This is a genomic window from Actinophytocola algeriensis, assembly GCF_014203735.1.
Taxonomy (GTDB): Bacteria; Actinomycetota; Actinomycetes; order Mycobacteriales; family Pseudonocardiaceae; genus Actinophytocola; species Actinophytocola algeriensis.
In genome coordinates this window covers 483,242-496,471 of sequence record NZ_JACHJQ010000001.1, presented here as the reverse complement: position 1 = coordinate 496,471, position 13,230 = coordinate 483,242, and the positions used below count along the sequence as shown (strand labels likewise).

At 70.0% G+C, this 13,230-nt stretch carries 16 protein-coding genes; 11 read left to right on the top strand and 5 right to left on the bottom strand.

The features are described from left to right. The first annotated feature begins 436 nt into the window (after positions 1-436). Genes FHR82_RS45130 through FHR82_RS02280 form a run of 4 tightly spaced genes read left to right on the top strand, consistent with a single transcriptional unit; the run spans position 437 to position 2,232 of the window. A complete protein-coding gene (locus FHR82_RS45130) occupies positions 437-721 on the top strand; it encodes a DUF2238 domain-containing protein (RefSeq protein WP_221463263.1) in 285 nt (94 codons plus the stop codon). Beyond that, positions 700-1,200: a hypothetical protein gene (locus FHR82_RS02290; protein WP_184808529.1), complete on the top strand. Its 501-nt coding sequence runs from the start codon at positions 700-702 to the stop codon at positions 1,198-1,200. The genes FHR82_RS45130 and FHR82_RS02290 overlap by 22 nt, the downstream gene beginning before the upstream one ends. A gap of 37 nt (positions 1,201-1,237) precedes the next feature. Further along, positions 1,238-1,912, top strand: a complete 675-nt coding sequence (locus FHR82_RS02285) for a class I SAM-dependent methyltransferase (protein ID WP_221463262.1) — start codon at positions 1,238-1,240, stop codon at positions 1,910-1,912. Further along, positions 1,909-2,232 carry a DUF6204 family protein gene (locus tag FHR82_RS02280; RefSeq protein ID WP_184808528.1) on the top strand — a complete coding sequence of 108 codons (324 nt, stop codon included), beginning with the start codon at positions 1,909-1,911 and terminating at the stop codon, positions 2,230-2,232. The genes FHR82_RS02285 and FHR82_RS02280 overlap by 4 nt, the downstream gene beginning before the upstream one ends. A 22-nt stretch (positions 2,233-2,254) precedes the next feature. Here the strand turns inward: FHR82_RS02280 and FHR82_RS02275 are convergent, their stop codons facing one another. Next, entirely contained in the window at positions 2,255-2,893 is a 639-nt protein-coding gene (locus tag FHR82_RS02275; RefSeq protein ID WP_184808527.1) for a hypothetical protein, read from the bottom strand. A gap of 127 nt (positions 2,894-3,020) precedes the next feature. Between FHR82_RS02275 and FHR82_RS02270 the strand changes: the two genes are divergently transcribed. From FHR82_RS02270 to FHR82_RS02240, 7 genes are read left to right on the top strand one after another with little or no spacing between them, the layout of a single operon-like run. Beyond that, complete coding sequence (locus tag FHR82_RS02270) at positions 3,021-5,054, top strand: ATP-dependent DNA helicase (protein ID WP_311770832.1); 2,034 nt, start codon at positions 3,021-3,023, stop codon at positions 5,052-5,054. Positions 5,055-5,068: 14 nt separating this feature from the next. Further along, positions 5,069-5,392, top strand: a complete 324-nt coding sequence (locus FHR82_RS02265) for a hypothetical protein (protein WP_311770831.1) — start codon at positions 5,069-5,071, stop codon at positions 5,390-5,392. Between the two features lie 53 nt (positions 5,393-5,445). Then, positions 5,446-6,291, top strand: coding sequence for a helix-turn-helix domain-containing protein (locus tag FHR82_RS02260; RefSeq protein ID WP_184808525.1), 846 nt, complete (start codon positions 5,446-5,448; stop codon positions 6,289-6,291). Between the two features lie 15 nt (positions 6,292-6,306). Continuing rightward, positions 6,307-6,477: a DUF397 domain-containing protein gene (locus FHR82_RS02255; protein ID WP_184808524.1), complete on the top strand. Its 171-nt coding sequence runs from the start codon at positions 6,307-6,309 to the stop codon at positions 6,475-6,477. Beyond that, positions 6,468-6,905 (top strand): hypothetical protein, encoded by a 438-nt coding sequence (locus FHR82_RS02250; protein WP_184808523.1) that lies wholly within the window; start codon positions 6,468-6,470, stop codon positions 6,903-6,905. Before FHR82_RS02255 ends, FHR82_RS02250 begins: the two co-directional genes overlap by 10 nt. Before the next feature lie 58 nt (positions 6,906-6,963). Then, the gene (locus tag FHR82_RS02245; protein WP_184808522.1) at positions 6,964-7,590 is read left to right on the top strand and encodes a VOC family protein; all 627 of its coding nucleotides are present in this window, start codon (positions 6,964-6,966) and stop codon (positions 7,588-7,590) included. Between the two features lie 32 nt (positions 7,591-7,622). Further along, positions 7,623-8,063: an iron chaperone gene (locus FHR82_RS02240; RefSeq protein WP_184808521.1), complete on the top strand. Its 441-nt coding sequence runs from the start codon at positions 7,623-7,625 to the stop codon at positions 8,061-8,063. A 17-nt stretch (positions 8,064-8,080) separates the two neighbouring features. Here the strand turns inward: FHR82_RS02240 and FHR82_RS02235 are convergent, their stop codons facing one another. The 4 genes from FHR82_RS02235 to ctaD all read right to left on the bottom strand — a co-directional run bounded on the left by FHR82_RS02235 (position 8,081) and on the right by ctaD (position 13,165). Further along, entirely contained in the window at positions 8,081-9,232 is a 1,152-nt protein-coding gene (locus tag FHR82_RS02235) for a hypothetical protein (RefSeq protein ID WP_184808520.1), read from the bottom strand. A gap of 148 nt (positions 9,233-9,380) precedes the next feature. Further along, entirely contained in the window at positions 9,381-10,145 is a 765-nt protein-coding gene (locus FHR82_RS02230; protein WP_184808519.1) for a peptidyl-tRNA hydrolase, read from the bottom strand. Continuing rightward, positions 10,142-11,371: a phosphoserine phosphatase SerB gene (serB, locus tag FHR82_RS02225; protein ID WP_184808518.1), complete on the bottom strand. Its 1,230-nt coding sequence runs from the start codon at positions 11,369-11,371 to the stop codon at positions 10,142-10,144. Before serB ends, FHR82_RS02230 begins: the two co-directional genes overlap by 4 nt. A gap of 6 nt (positions 11,372-11,377) precedes the next feature. Next, positions 11,378-13,165, bottom strand: a complete 1,788-nt coding sequence (gene ctaD, locus FHR82_RS02220; protein ID WP_184808517.1) for an aa3-type cytochrome oxidase subunit I — start codon at positions 13,163-13,165, stop codon at positions 11,378-11,380. Between the last annotated feature and the right edge of the window lie 65 nt (positions 13,166-13,230).

The following is a 13,230-nucleotide window of genomic DNA, read 5'->3' as shown; positions in this document are numbered from 1 at the left end:
GACAGCAGCGATGCCACGAAAGCCCCCTTCGTTGTGCTCGGCGTGATGAAGGACCCCTTCGTAACGCCCGGCGCGATGAAGGACCCCTTCGTTGCGCTCACTGTGATGAAGGACCCCTTCGTAACGCCCGGTGTGATGAAGGGCCCCTTCGTTGTGCTCGACGTGATGAAGGGGCCCTTCGTAACGCCCGGTGTGACGAAGGGCCCCTTCATGACATCGGGCCACGTCCTGAAAGCGCCTTTCACGGCACGAAGGCCAACCGAGCACAGGGCCGAAGCCCGCCACCGAGGGGCTCCCTGCCATCCCAGAGACCTGCCCCTCCGGCGAGGAGCTCCCGGAGGGCACACCCCACCGGGCCGTGGCCGGTCGAGCAGGCGTTGCACACGTCGCTGACGGTGGTGCACCGCCGCGTGGGGCTGCCGCCGCGGGTGTGGGTGTGTGCGCTGGTCTTCCTGACGCTGCACACGATCGCGGCGCGCTGGCTGTACTCGTCGGTGCGTACGACGACTGGACCGGCGCACTGTTCGAGTGGGGCGTGGCCGCGGTGATGGCACCGGGCATGGCCGAGTCGTACAACGGTCAGCAGGGCGACCTGTGGGACCCGCACAAGGACATGGCACTGGCAGCCCTGGGCACGCTCGTGGCGGTCGTGGTGCAAACCGTTCGCCGGACGCCCCGGTACGCCGCGATACTCGCGCCGTGGTGGGCGAGGAGTGGCTGAGCGAGCGCGAGCGGGAGTTCACCGCTCTGCGCGGCCGGACCGTGCGCGCGTGGACCGGCGTGGAGATGGCGTTCTTCGAGGACCCGCCCCGGTTCGACGACCCCCGCGCGCCGTTCCTCCAGTTGTCCAGCCTCCACGCGACACTGGACGGCGAGGTGCTCTCGGTCGTCACCTACCAGGACGACGACGCGTGGGGCCTGTGGACCCAACCGCTCGGTCCCGGGGGTTCGGACGGGATCTTCCGCGAGCGGCACCTGCCCGAGCTGCCGACCGGCCGGATCGACGACGTGACCGTGCGCCGCGAGCGCGGCGTCCTGGCCGAGGTCTCCCTCCGGATCGGAGCGCGGCCGCTCCTGCTCCTCGCGGGCGAGGCGTACGAGGACTGGGGCGACAACCTGTACTTCTGCCGCTTGGACGAGTCGGTGCTCGCGTTCACCGATCCCACCCTCGCCGACACGATCCCCTGGCGTGGCAATTGAGTGGCCGCCACCGGCCCACGGGTGGGAGCCTGCCCGGGTGAGCTGGGACGAAGCACTCGCGGACCGGTACGACGAGTGGGCCGCGCACCTGACCGAGGACATCCCCTTCTACGTGGACCTCGCCCGCGAGGCCGACGGACCCGTCGTCGAGCTGGCCGTCGGGACGGGACGGGTCGCGACACCCGTCGCGCGGGCGATCGAGCGGAAGGTGATCGGGATCGACTCGTCGCCCGCGATGCTCGCCAAGGCGAACGACCCGCTGCTCGACCTGCGCCACGCCGACATGCGTGACTTCACCCTCGACGAACCCGCGGCTCTGATCTACTGCCCGTTCCGCGCGCTGCTGCACGTACCGACGTGGGCCGACCGGCGCCGGGTCTTCGAGAACGTGGCCGCCGCACTCAAACCCGGCGGACGGTTCGCGTGGAACGCCTTCGCGTTCGACCACCACGTCGCCGTGCGGCTCGACGGGGTCCGCCAGACCGAACCCGCGCCGCACACCATGCGGTACTCCGTCGGCGAGAACCGGATCGACATCGTCCGGGACGACGGGACCACCAGCACCCTCTGGTGGGCGACCAAGAACGAATGGCTCGGCCTGATCGACGTCGCGGGCCTGCCACTGGAAGCGCTGTACGGCGGGTTCGCGCGCGAACCGTTCACCCCGGACAGCACCGAGTACGTCTTCATCGTCCGCAAGGAGAGCGCATGACCGAGGAGCACACCTACCGCGTGCTGGTACGCGGCCGGTTCACCGACCTGGACGACGACGGCCGGACGCGACTACGCGCGGCGGCCGGGGAGCACGACGTGCTCACCGCCGGGTTCAGCGGGACCGGGTCGCTGGCCTACGACCATGCGCTCGACTTCTTCTCGTTCCGCGTCGAGCTGAACGACAAGGAGGAGAAGGCCGTGTGCGACCGGGGGAAGACGCTCGCCGCGCGGGCGGTGGCGGACCTCGGGGTGGACTTCCGGGACCTGAAGGCGTCCGCCACCGACATGAACCTCATCAAGATCAAGCGGCGCCGGTAGGTCACCGGCGCCGCCACGAACCTCAGGACACGGGCGCGCAGCGCACTGTGCCGACGTACGCGTCCCCGGATGCCGGCCCGCCCCGCGGGAACATGCGGATGTGCATGAGGTGCACGGTCATGCTGCCGTCGGCGGGCGACGGGAACAGCGCCTCGTTGAACGTCACCGTCGCCATCGGCTTGCCGTCCGGGCCGCCCGGGATGGTCACGACGTAGTTCGACGGCAGCGGCGACGGCACCGTCACGCCGGTCAGGCCGGAGAACTGGACCGACGAGCTGCTGCCGGCCAGCGTCGTCTCGCACTTCGCGGTGTAGCTGGTCAGCCGGATCCTGGGGCCGCCGTACTGCCGCAGCGCGTCGAAGCGGAACCGGCCGCCGGTCACGGTCGTCTTCGCGATCTCGCCCGCCTCGTCGATGGTGCAGGTCGACTCGCCGGAGGAGTAGGTGGCCACGTTCGGCACGACGACCTCACCCGACTGGCCGGAGGGTTCACCCTCTGTGCTGCACGCGGCGATCGGTTCGACGGTGGTCGCACCGATGGTGAGCGCGCCCGCCGACGCCTCCGCGACCGCGTCGCCGGGGGACGCCTGGGCCGGTGCCACCACGATTCCGAGTCCCGCGACGGTCAGGAACGCCGCGGTGAGTGTGCTGCGAAGTCTCATGGCACAGAGGAGACCCGCCACCGACTCCGCGGGCCAGAGCAGCCACTCGCCAGTGCACACAGACAACCCGGTCGTGGTAACCGGGTGGCTGCACGGGACTGTCGGGGGTCGGAGGTACCGTCTGCCTGTGCCGTCTACCACCCACCTACCTGGAGTGAACGAGCTGCTCGCGACCGCGGTCGGCGCGGTCGGCGGCAGCGAACGCCCTGGTCAGGTTGCCATGGCTGAGGCCGTCGGTCGTTCGATCCGCACCGGCGACCACCTCGCCGTGCAGGCGGGCACCGGCACGGGCAAGTCGCTGGCGTACCTGGTCCCGGCCCTGCGGCACGCGGTGGCGACCGAGGGGACGGTCGTGGTCTCGACCGCGACCATCGCGCTGCAGCGCCAGCTCATCGACCGCGACCTGCCCCGCCTGGAGAAGGCGCTGGCCAAGGAGCTGGGCCGCAAGCCGACGTTCGCGATCCTCAAGGGCCGCCGCAACTACCTGTGCCTCAACAAGCTCGACAGCGGCATGGAGGACGAGCCCGACGACGCCGTCCTGTTCGACCCGTTCGCGGTGTCGCGGATCGGCCGGGAGGTCACGCGGCTGCGGGAGTGGGTGTCGGACACCGAGACCGGCGACCGCGACGAGCTGGTGCCCGGCGTGTCCGAACAGGCCTGGCGGCAGGTGGCGGTGTCGGCGCGGGAATGCCTCGGCAAGTCCCGCTGCCCCATGGGCGCGGACTGCTTCGCCGAGAAGGCCCGCGAGGAGGCCGGGCGCGCGGACCTGATCGTCACCAACCACGCGCTGCTGGCCATCGACGCGCTGCAGGGCTACCAGGTGTTGCCCGAGCACGACCTGGTGATCGTGGACGAGGCGCACGACCTCGTCGACCGCGTCACCTCCGTCGCCACCGCGGAGCTGACCTCCGGTGTCGTCACCGCGGCGGCCCGCCGCGCGGCGCGGATCGTCGACCAGGAGATCGCCGACCGGCTGCTGGAGGCCGGTGACGGGCTCGCGCTCATCATGGACGACCTGCCGGTCGGGCGGCTGGACGAGATGCCGAAGCCGCTGTCCGGCACGCTGACCGCGCTGCGCGACGCCGCGCACGCGTGCATCACCGGGCTGGGCTCGGAGAAGTCCGGCGACGTCGACGTGCAGACGGCGCGCAAGCTCGCACTGTCGCAACTGGAGGAAGTGCACGACACCGCGGTGCGGCTGCTCGACGCGTGGGACGGCGACGTGTCACAGCGCCGCGACGTCGTGTGGCGCACCGGCGACAGCGGCATGGGCCCGCCTCGGCCGCCGACCATCAAGGTGGCGCCGCTGGCCGTGTCCGGGTTGTTGCGGGAGCGGCTGTTCGGCCAGACCACGACCGTGCTCACGTCCGCGACCCTGACGCTGGGCGGCAACTTCGACTCCATGGCGCGGTCGTGGGGCCTGCCGCCCGAGAACGGCCCGAGCGAGCAGCTGCCGGGTGCGGCGACGGAGAAGTCCATCGAGGGTCCCAAGTGGACGTCGCTGGACGTCGGGTCGCCGTTCGACCACGCCCGCAAGGGCATCCTGTACCTGGCGAAGCACCTGCCGCCGCCGGGCCGCGACGGGCTGCCGCCCGCGTACCTGGACGAGATCAAGGAACTGATGGAGTCGGCGGGCGGCCGCACCCTGGGCCTGTTCTCGTCGATGCGCGCGGCCAAGCAGGCCACGGAGGAGCTGCGGAAGCGGACGAGCCTGGAGATCCTGTGCCAGGGCGAGGACTCGACGGCGCTGCTGGTGCGCAAGTTCGCCGAGGACGAGGCCACCTGCCTGTTCGGCACGCTGTCGCTGTGGCAGGGCGTCGACGTGCCCGGCCCGTCGCTGCAACTCGTGATCGTCGACCGCATCCCGTTCCCCCGGCCGGACGACCCGCTGGCCTCGGCACGGCAGCGGGCCGTGGAAGCCCGTGGCGGCAACGGTTTTCTGTCGGTCGCGGCCACCCACGCCGCGCTGCTGCTCGCGCAGGGCACCGGCCGCCTGCTGCGCAGCACCGACGACCGCGGCGTGATCGCGATCCTCGACCCACGCCTGGCTACCGCGCGCTATGGCGGTTTCCTCCGCTCGTCGCTGCCGAGCTACTGGACGACGAGCGACCCCGAAGTGGTCAGGGCGGCGCTCGGCCGCCTCGACACCTCGGCGGACTGATCAAAGGAGAATGCGTGTCCACTGCTGACACCGGCATCACGGTCGACGAGGATGGCGTCCGCCGGCAACTCGCCGACGGCACCGAGGAGTCGGTGACCTGGGCGAAGCTGTCGGAGGTCGCGATCAGGACCACCCCGGAAGGCCCGTGGAAGGAAGACGTGTTCTTCCTGCTGGTCGCCGAAGGCGGCGGCGGATGCGCCGTCCCGGCGGGCCACCCGTCGGCCGACGACCTGATGAGCCGTCTGCAATCACTGCCGGACTTCGACAACGACGCCTTCATCGAAGCCATGACGACGGTCGAGGACGGCCTTTTCGTCGTGTGGCAACGGAAGAAGTAGCTCGATCGGGTGGTGAGATCCCACGCGCGGGCGTGCGCGTGGACCCTGGTCTTGTGGCCACACACATCAGCCCGGTCGTGCTGCGCCAGGAGGTCGGCCGGCGCATCCGCCTGGCCAGGCAGCACACCGGGCTGACAGTCGTCGAGGCGGCGGCGCGCCTGGAGATCACGAGGAGCGCGCTGAGCCGCTTCGAGAACGGCATCGGCAGGGTGAACGTCCACCTGCTCAAGTCGATGATGGACGTCTACGACCAGCGCATGGACGACGTCCTCGACATGATCCGCCAGGCCAGAGCCCCGGGCTGGTGGAAGCAGTACGGCATCTCGGACAAGGACTTCATCGCGCTCGAGACCGCCGCGACCCGGATCAGCGTCTACGAAGTCACCCTGGTGCCGGGCCTCCTGCAGACAGCCGAATACGCCCGGGCCGTCTTCACCTCGGGCAGCAGGCAGCGGACCGAGGACTGGATCGCCAACCAGCTCGAAGTCCGCCTGACGCGCCAGGAACGGCTCACCGACGAGGAACACCCGCTCGTCCTGGAAGCGGTCGTGCACGAGTTCGCCCTGCGCAACCCCGTGGGCCGCCCGGCCGTCATGCGAGCCCAACTCGGCCACCTCGCGCTGATCAACGAACTGCCGACGGTGACCCTGCGCGTGCTTCCCGCGTCGGCCTTCTCGTCCGAAGCGGCCTATGGCGGTTTCAACGTCCTCGACTTCCCACAGCCCGGCCATCCCAGTATGTGCCATGCGATGCATGCCCTCGGCGACGAACGTCAGGACAAATCCGAGTTCGTCGAGCCAGCTAGACTACGGTTTGCCCGCCTCCGGGCGATGGCGTTGGACCCCGACGAGTCGGTCGCGCTGATCGATCGGGTTGCCGACGAACTGTGGTCGAGCTGAGAAGAGGCGAACACTGTGAAGTGGCGTAAGAGCAGCTTCAGCGGCGGCGAAGGCGGCGGCAACGACAGCTGCGTCGAGGTCGCGCTCCTCGATGAGGCGACCGCCGTGCGGGACTCCAAAAACACCGACGGGCCCACGCTCGTCGTCCCCGCCGCCGCGTGGCGTGCCCTGCTTGAGTGGTCCTGACCAGAACTCTCCTGCTCGCGGTCGTGCTGCTGGCCGCCTGCTCGGTCCCCGGCCACCCCACCCCGGTGGCCCGCTCCACCCAGGTCTCCTTCGACCCCGTCAGCACCGTCCCGCACTGTGCCGACTACGTCGGTACCGGCCCGCGTCCCGCTGAGGGGCACGCGGCCCTGTTCGTCCAGCCGCCCGACGCGACCACCATGTACTTCGCGGCGGAGCTGCGCTTCGACGACGCGGGCTGGGTCGCCGAGGACGTGGTGCTCGGCGAGAAGACCGACGTCCGGCACTTCACGTTGCACCTCTACGCCGTGTCCGGGCACTTCCTCGCGTGGCTGGAACGGCTGCCGCCGCACTACCTGATCAACCGGCTGCCCACGCGCCTGCTCGACTCGCTGGTCGCGATCCGCGTCAACGGGCCCGACACCTGCTGAGGAATACCGGTCAGGAATCGAGAAGCGCAGGTCACCGCACCGCCATAGCGTTCTGGGCATGACATCGATCGACACCATCACCCTCGAAGTGGCCGACATCGCGGCCGCAGAAACCTTCTACGCCGCCGTCCTCGGGTCCGACCACCGGGTGCGCGTGCGGGCCTCGCAGGAACCGACCGACGGCTTCCGCGGCTTCAGCCTGTCGCTCATCGTGGCGCAGCCCGCCGACGGTGACGCCCTGTTCGAGGCCGCCGTCGACGCCGGGGCGACCGTGCTCAAGCCGGCCAAGAAGTCCTTCTGGGGCTACGGCGGCGTGTTCCAGGCCCCCGACGGGACGATCTGGAAGGTCGCGACCCCGAACAAGAAGAACACTGGCCCGGCCGCGCCGAGATACGACGACATCGTGCTGCTGCTGGGCGCCGCCGACGTGGCCGCGAGCAAGCAGTTCTACCTCGACCACGGCCTCACCGTGGCGAAGAGCTTCCGCAACATGTACATCGAGTTCGACAGTGCGCCGGGTGCGGTCAAGCTGGGGCTGTACCGGCGCCGCGCGCTCGCCAAGGACGCCGGTGTCGCCCCCGACGGCAGCGGATCGCACCGCATCGCGCTCGGCGGCGCACCCGAGCAGCTCACCGACCCCGACGGCTTCGCCTGGGAGACCAGCTCGGTCTCGGCGGAATCCTGATGTGCCTCAACCACCCCGGAAAGGTGATCGCCATGACCAACACGTACGAGGGCTTCTCGGCCGAAGAGCGGGCCGCGATGAAAGAGCACGCCCAGCAGATGAAGAAGGAGTCGCGCCGCGGCTCGAAGGCGGACAAGGCGGCCGCGGCGGAGCGGGACCTGCTCGCGAAGATCGCCGAGATGACCGGCGCCGACCGTGCCATGGCCGAACGCGTCCACGAGATCGTCACGACCACGGCCCCGGTGCTGGCGCCGAAGCTCTGGTACGGCATGCCCGCGTACCAGCTGGACGGCAAGAACGTCTGCTTCTTCCAGCCCGCGGCGAAGTTCAAGACCCGCTACGCCACGTTCGGCTTCGAGGAGGAAGCGAAACTGGACGACGGCGAGATGTGGGCGACGAGCTTCGCCCTGACCGAGATCACGCCCGAGGTCGAGGCCCGCATCGCGGATCTGGTGAAGCAAGCCGTGCGGTAGGGCCTGCTGCGAACAGGTCAGTCCTGCCAGTAGAACACCAGGTCGTGGACGGTCAGCGGCTCGCGGTGACCGAAGAAGTACACGGGCAGCCCGGTGACCACGATCGCGCCCAGGGTGTCGTCGATGCGGCGGAAACCCGGCAGGTCCGGGATGTTGTCGGCCCAGTAGAACCGGCCCAGCGTGCTCACCATGACACGGCCCGCGGCGGTGTCGACCACGTGGTAGGTGCCCTCGCCCTGCTGGTGGTGGTCGCCCGCCGTCACGGGAGTCGCCGGTGTGAAGGGGGCCAGCGCGGCCAGTGCCTCCGTCAGCACGTCCTCCGGCTCCGGGGCCGGGAGGCACGCCGCTTCCAACATCCACCGCGGATCGGTCTCGCGGGTGCCGGGGACGTACTGGCGGACGATCGCCGCGCGTACGTCCGCCGGCAGGCCTGGCACGTCCACCCTCGGCCTGCCGAGAGCCGCCCACTGGTCGTCGATCGGTTCGCCGCGCGCCGCGAGGACCGCCAGCGCCCAGAGGTGACCTGGCGCGCGGTCGACGACCATGCGGAACAGTTCACCGTGGTTGTCGGACACGTCCGCCAGCCGGTCGTAGGCCTCGCGGGCCACCATCCGCTCCTCGTCGGCGAGGGCCTGCGTGATGTCGGGGTCGGCCCAGCGCACGCCGAGCACCCGGGTGGCGGGGGTGTCGCCGAACAGCATGAGGGACAGGGCCGAGTCGAAACCCAGCGCGTCGAGCACCGCCCGCTCTCCCAGCATGTCGATGCCCTGCTCGGCGACCATGCGGCGGTGATGCCACTCGCTTTCCATCAGCCGCACCAGGTCCGGGACCACGGTGGTGTCGCCGAAGCGAGCCCGCGTGCGGATGATGGCGAGGGCGAGCGCGTCGTCGGCGGCGGTGCGCAACCAGGTCAGCAACTCGTCCGACAGCGGGAGGATCTCCAGCAGCGCGACCCGGATCTCGGTGGTGACCCGACTGTCACGCACGACGTCGAGCAGGGCGGGCACGTACCCCGCCGGGACCCGGCCGGACAGGGCTAGTGCGCAGATCCTGCGCCGCCACCACTCCTGCCGCCGGTCGAGCACCACCGACACCAGAACGTCGTCGGAGTGGTGGGCGATGGCCGTCGGGGGCGTGGACGGGGTGATCTGGGCGATGTCGACACGCACCTCTGAATTATGGCGGCATACAACAGCTTCAGGGCAGGCCGCGGTGGCCTGCCTTGCCTGCCCACTCGCCGACTGCGTCAGCGGCGCCACCATCCGCGTCGACGGCGGCCACCTCGGCGGCGTCCACTGACGACGGGCGGTTCGTTCGTCAGGGCAGCTGGGCCAGCACGGTGACCGTGCCCGGGTCTACTTCCGTGAAGCCCGCGTCCCGGACCGCCACCACGTGGCGGTGGCGCCACGCGTTCAGGGGGTCGTCACCCGGGTGGAGGGCCGCCCACCCCTGTCGGGAAGGGGTGCGGACCGCGCAGCGGAAGTCTTTCCAGTCGTCGAAGTAGGACTCCTGGCCGTCCGCGCGCAGGGCCGCTGCCAGCAGCATCGACGCGTGGCCCACCTGGGCCGCCGCCTTGCCCGCGGTCATCGGCACCGTGGGGTTCAGCCACAGGACCGGGACGTCGTCAGGGACCGGGCCCGGTTCGTCCACAGGGAGTTCGCTGCCCGAGATCTGCAGGCGCGTGACCTCCTTCGGCATCTCCACGACCTTGCCCGGCACCAGCGCCCTCACCTGTGCGCCGTCGACCTCGATCGTCACGCCGGGGAGGGCCTGGACCGCTTCCCAGTGCGCGCCGCGGGCCCGGCGGGCGACCTTGCGGATGGCGAGGTCGATCCACGACACCAGCGGCTCGTGCCACTCGTCGTCGGCTCGGGGGTCCAGGCACACCGCCACCGCGGCGGCGGCCGCTGCCTCCAGTAGCGGGGTGCGGGACGGGGGCTCCGCGCGTTCGATGCGCAGCACCACCGGCATGGCGCGGACCTCGGTGGGGTCGTCGTCGATCGCTTCCCTGGTGGCGGCCGCGGGCATGCCCAGCCACTCCGCGTACCGCGCGGCCAGCGGATCGAGAACCGCGCCGGTCATAGCCTGGGCAGGGGCAGGCCGTCGGCCGCGTCGGCGGCCTCGACCTCGGCACGGGTCACGCCCAGCACGAACAGCACCACGTCCAGGTACGGGTGTGACAGCGCCGTGTCGGCGACCTCGCGGAGCGCGGGCTTCGCGTTGAACGCCACGCCGAGGCCCGCGGTGGACAGCATGTCGATGTCGTTGGCGCCGTCGCCGATCGCCACGCACTGGGCGAGCGGCACGTCGAACTCGGCGGCGAACTTGCGCAGCGCGGCCGCTTTGCCAGCCCGGTCGACGATGTCGCCGACGACCCGGCCGGTGAGCTTGCCGTCGGCGATCTCCAGGTGGTTGGCGACGTGGAAGTCCAGGCCCAGGTCGTCGGCGAGGCGTTCGATGATCCGGGTGAACCCGCCGGACACCACGCCGCAGCGGAAACCGAGGCGCTTGAGCGTGCGGACCGTGGTGCGGGCGCCCGGCATCAGCTGCAGGGAGTCCGCGACCTCGTCGAGCACCGACTCCGGCAGCCCTGCCAGGCACGCGACGCGCCGTTCCAGGGACTGCGCGAAGTCCAGCTCGCCGCGCATCGCGGCCTCGGTGACCTCGCGGACCTGGTCCTCGCAGCCCGCGTGCGCCGCGAGCATCTCGATGACCTCGCCCTGGATCAGGGTCGAGTCGACGTCGAACACCACGAGCCGCTTCGCGCGGCGGGTCAGGCCCTCGCGTTCGACCGCGATGTCCAGGCCGACGCGGGAGGCCACGTCCGCGAGCGCGGACCGCAGCTCGGCGTCCGCGTCCCGCGTGTCCTGCGCGACCGACACCCGCAGCTCGAGGCCGGTGACCGGGTAGTCGGCGACGCGGCGGATGGCGTCGATGTTCGCGTCCAGCGCGGCGAGCCTGCGCGCGACCTCGGCGAACGCCCGCGCCGGCATCGGGCGGCCCAGCACCACCAGCACGTGGCTGGAGCCGAGCCGGGCCGAGGACTGCGCCTGGGCGCCGACCTCGACGGTGACGTGCATCGTCACGGTCGCCATGGCCTGCTCGACCGCTTCCTGCAGGCCCTCCGGGTCGTGGTCGGTACCGACCAGCACCCCGAGGACCAGCTGACCGCGGATCGTGACCTGCTCGACGTCCAGGATCTCGACACCGTGGCGCGTGAGCACCGCGAACAGCACCGAGGAAACCCCCGGCTTGTCCGGTCCCGTCACGGTGATCAGGACCGGCGTGCTCGTGGGTGGCTGGGTCACCGGGCGTCAGTCGCTGTCGACGGGCTTGTCAGGCTTGTCGGACGGCTCGTCCTCCATCGCGTGGGAGAGCTTCTCCGACGGGGCGTCCGGCAACGCGGCCTTGTGCTTGCCGCTGAAGGCACCCACGTACTTGTCGCGGTGGGCGTCCTCGATGGCGTGCGGGTAGTGCAGGTCGAACGCGGGCCGCTCGGACCGGATCCGCGGCAGCTCCTTGAAGTTGTGCCTCGGCGGCGGGGTGGTCGTGGCCCACTCGAGCGAGTTGCCGTAGCCCCACGGGTCGTCGGCCGTGGTCATCTCGCCGTACCGGTAGCTCTTGAACACGTTCCAGATGAACGGCAGCGTCGAGGCACCGAGGATGTACGCGCCGATCGTGGAGATCGTGTTCAGCGTGGTGAAGCCGTCGCTGGCCAGGTAGTCGGCGTACCGGCGCGGCATGCCCTCGTTGCCCAGCCAGTGCTGCACGAGGAACGTGCCGTGGAAGCCGAGGAACGTGGTCCAGAAGTGCAGCTTGCCGAGGCCCTCGTCGAGGTAGCGGCCGGTGATCTTCGGGAACCAGAAGTAGATGCCCGCGAAGGTCGCGAACGCGATCGTGCCGTACAGCACGTAGTGGAAGTGTGCGACCACGAAGTAGGTGTCGGACACGTGGAAGTCGATGGCGGGCGCGGCCAGCAGGATGCCGGTGAGACCACCGAAGAGGAACGTGACCAGGAAGCCGACGCTGAACAGCATCGGTGTCTCGAAGGTCAGCTGTCCCTTCCACATGGTGCCGATCCAGTTGAAGAACTTCACCCCGGTCGGGACCGCGATGAGGAACGTCATGAACGCGAAGAACGGCAGCAGCACGGCGCCGGTGGCGTACATGTGGTGCGCCCACACCGCCACGGACAGGGCCGCGATGCCCAGGGTCGCGTAGACCAGGCCGCGATAGCCGAACAGCGGCTTGCGGCTGAACACCGGGAAGATCTCGGAGACGATGCCGAAGAACGGCAGCGCCACGATGTACACCTCTGGGTGGCCGAAGAACCAGAAGAGGTGCTGCCAGAGGATCACGCCGCCGTTGGCCGGGTCGAACACGTGCGCACCGAGCTGGCGGTCCGCCAGCAGGCCGAACAGCGCCGCGGTCAGGATCGGGAACGCGATCAGGATCAGGATCGACGTGATGAAGATGTTCCACACGAAGATCGGCATCCGGAACATCGTCATGCCCGGCGCACGCAGGCAGACCACGGTGGTCAGCATGTTCACGCCACCGAGGATGGTGCCGAGACCGGACAGGATCAGTCCGACGATCCACAGGTCACCGCCCACACCGGGCGAGTGGATCTTGTCCGACAGCGGGGTGTAGGCGAACCAGCCGAAGTCGGCGGCGCCACCCGGCGTCAGGAAGCCGGAGATCACGATGATGCCGCCGAACAGGAACAGCCAGTACGAGAAGGCGTTCAGGCGCGGGAACGCGACGTCTGGCGCGCCGATCTGGATCGGCAGCACGAAGTTCGCGAAGCCGAAGAGGATCGGCGTCGCGTACAGCAGCAGCATGATCGTGCCGTGCATGGTGAACAGCTGGTTGTACTGCTCCTGCGAGAGGAACTGCTGCCCGGGGAACGCCAGCTCGGAGCGGATGAGCATGGCCATCGCGCCGCCGATCATGAAGAACGCGAACGCCGTGACCAGGTACATCACGCCGATCTTCTTCGGATCGGTCTCCCGGAACAGCTGCAGCAGGTAAGAACCCTTGGCTGCCGGACGCGCCGGGTACGGCCGCGTTGCGATCGGCTTCGGGGCTACTGCCGTCACTCCATGCCTCCTGCGAGTCTGCAACCACGCCTTACCGTGATTCACGGGCGATCGTAGCCCGCGCG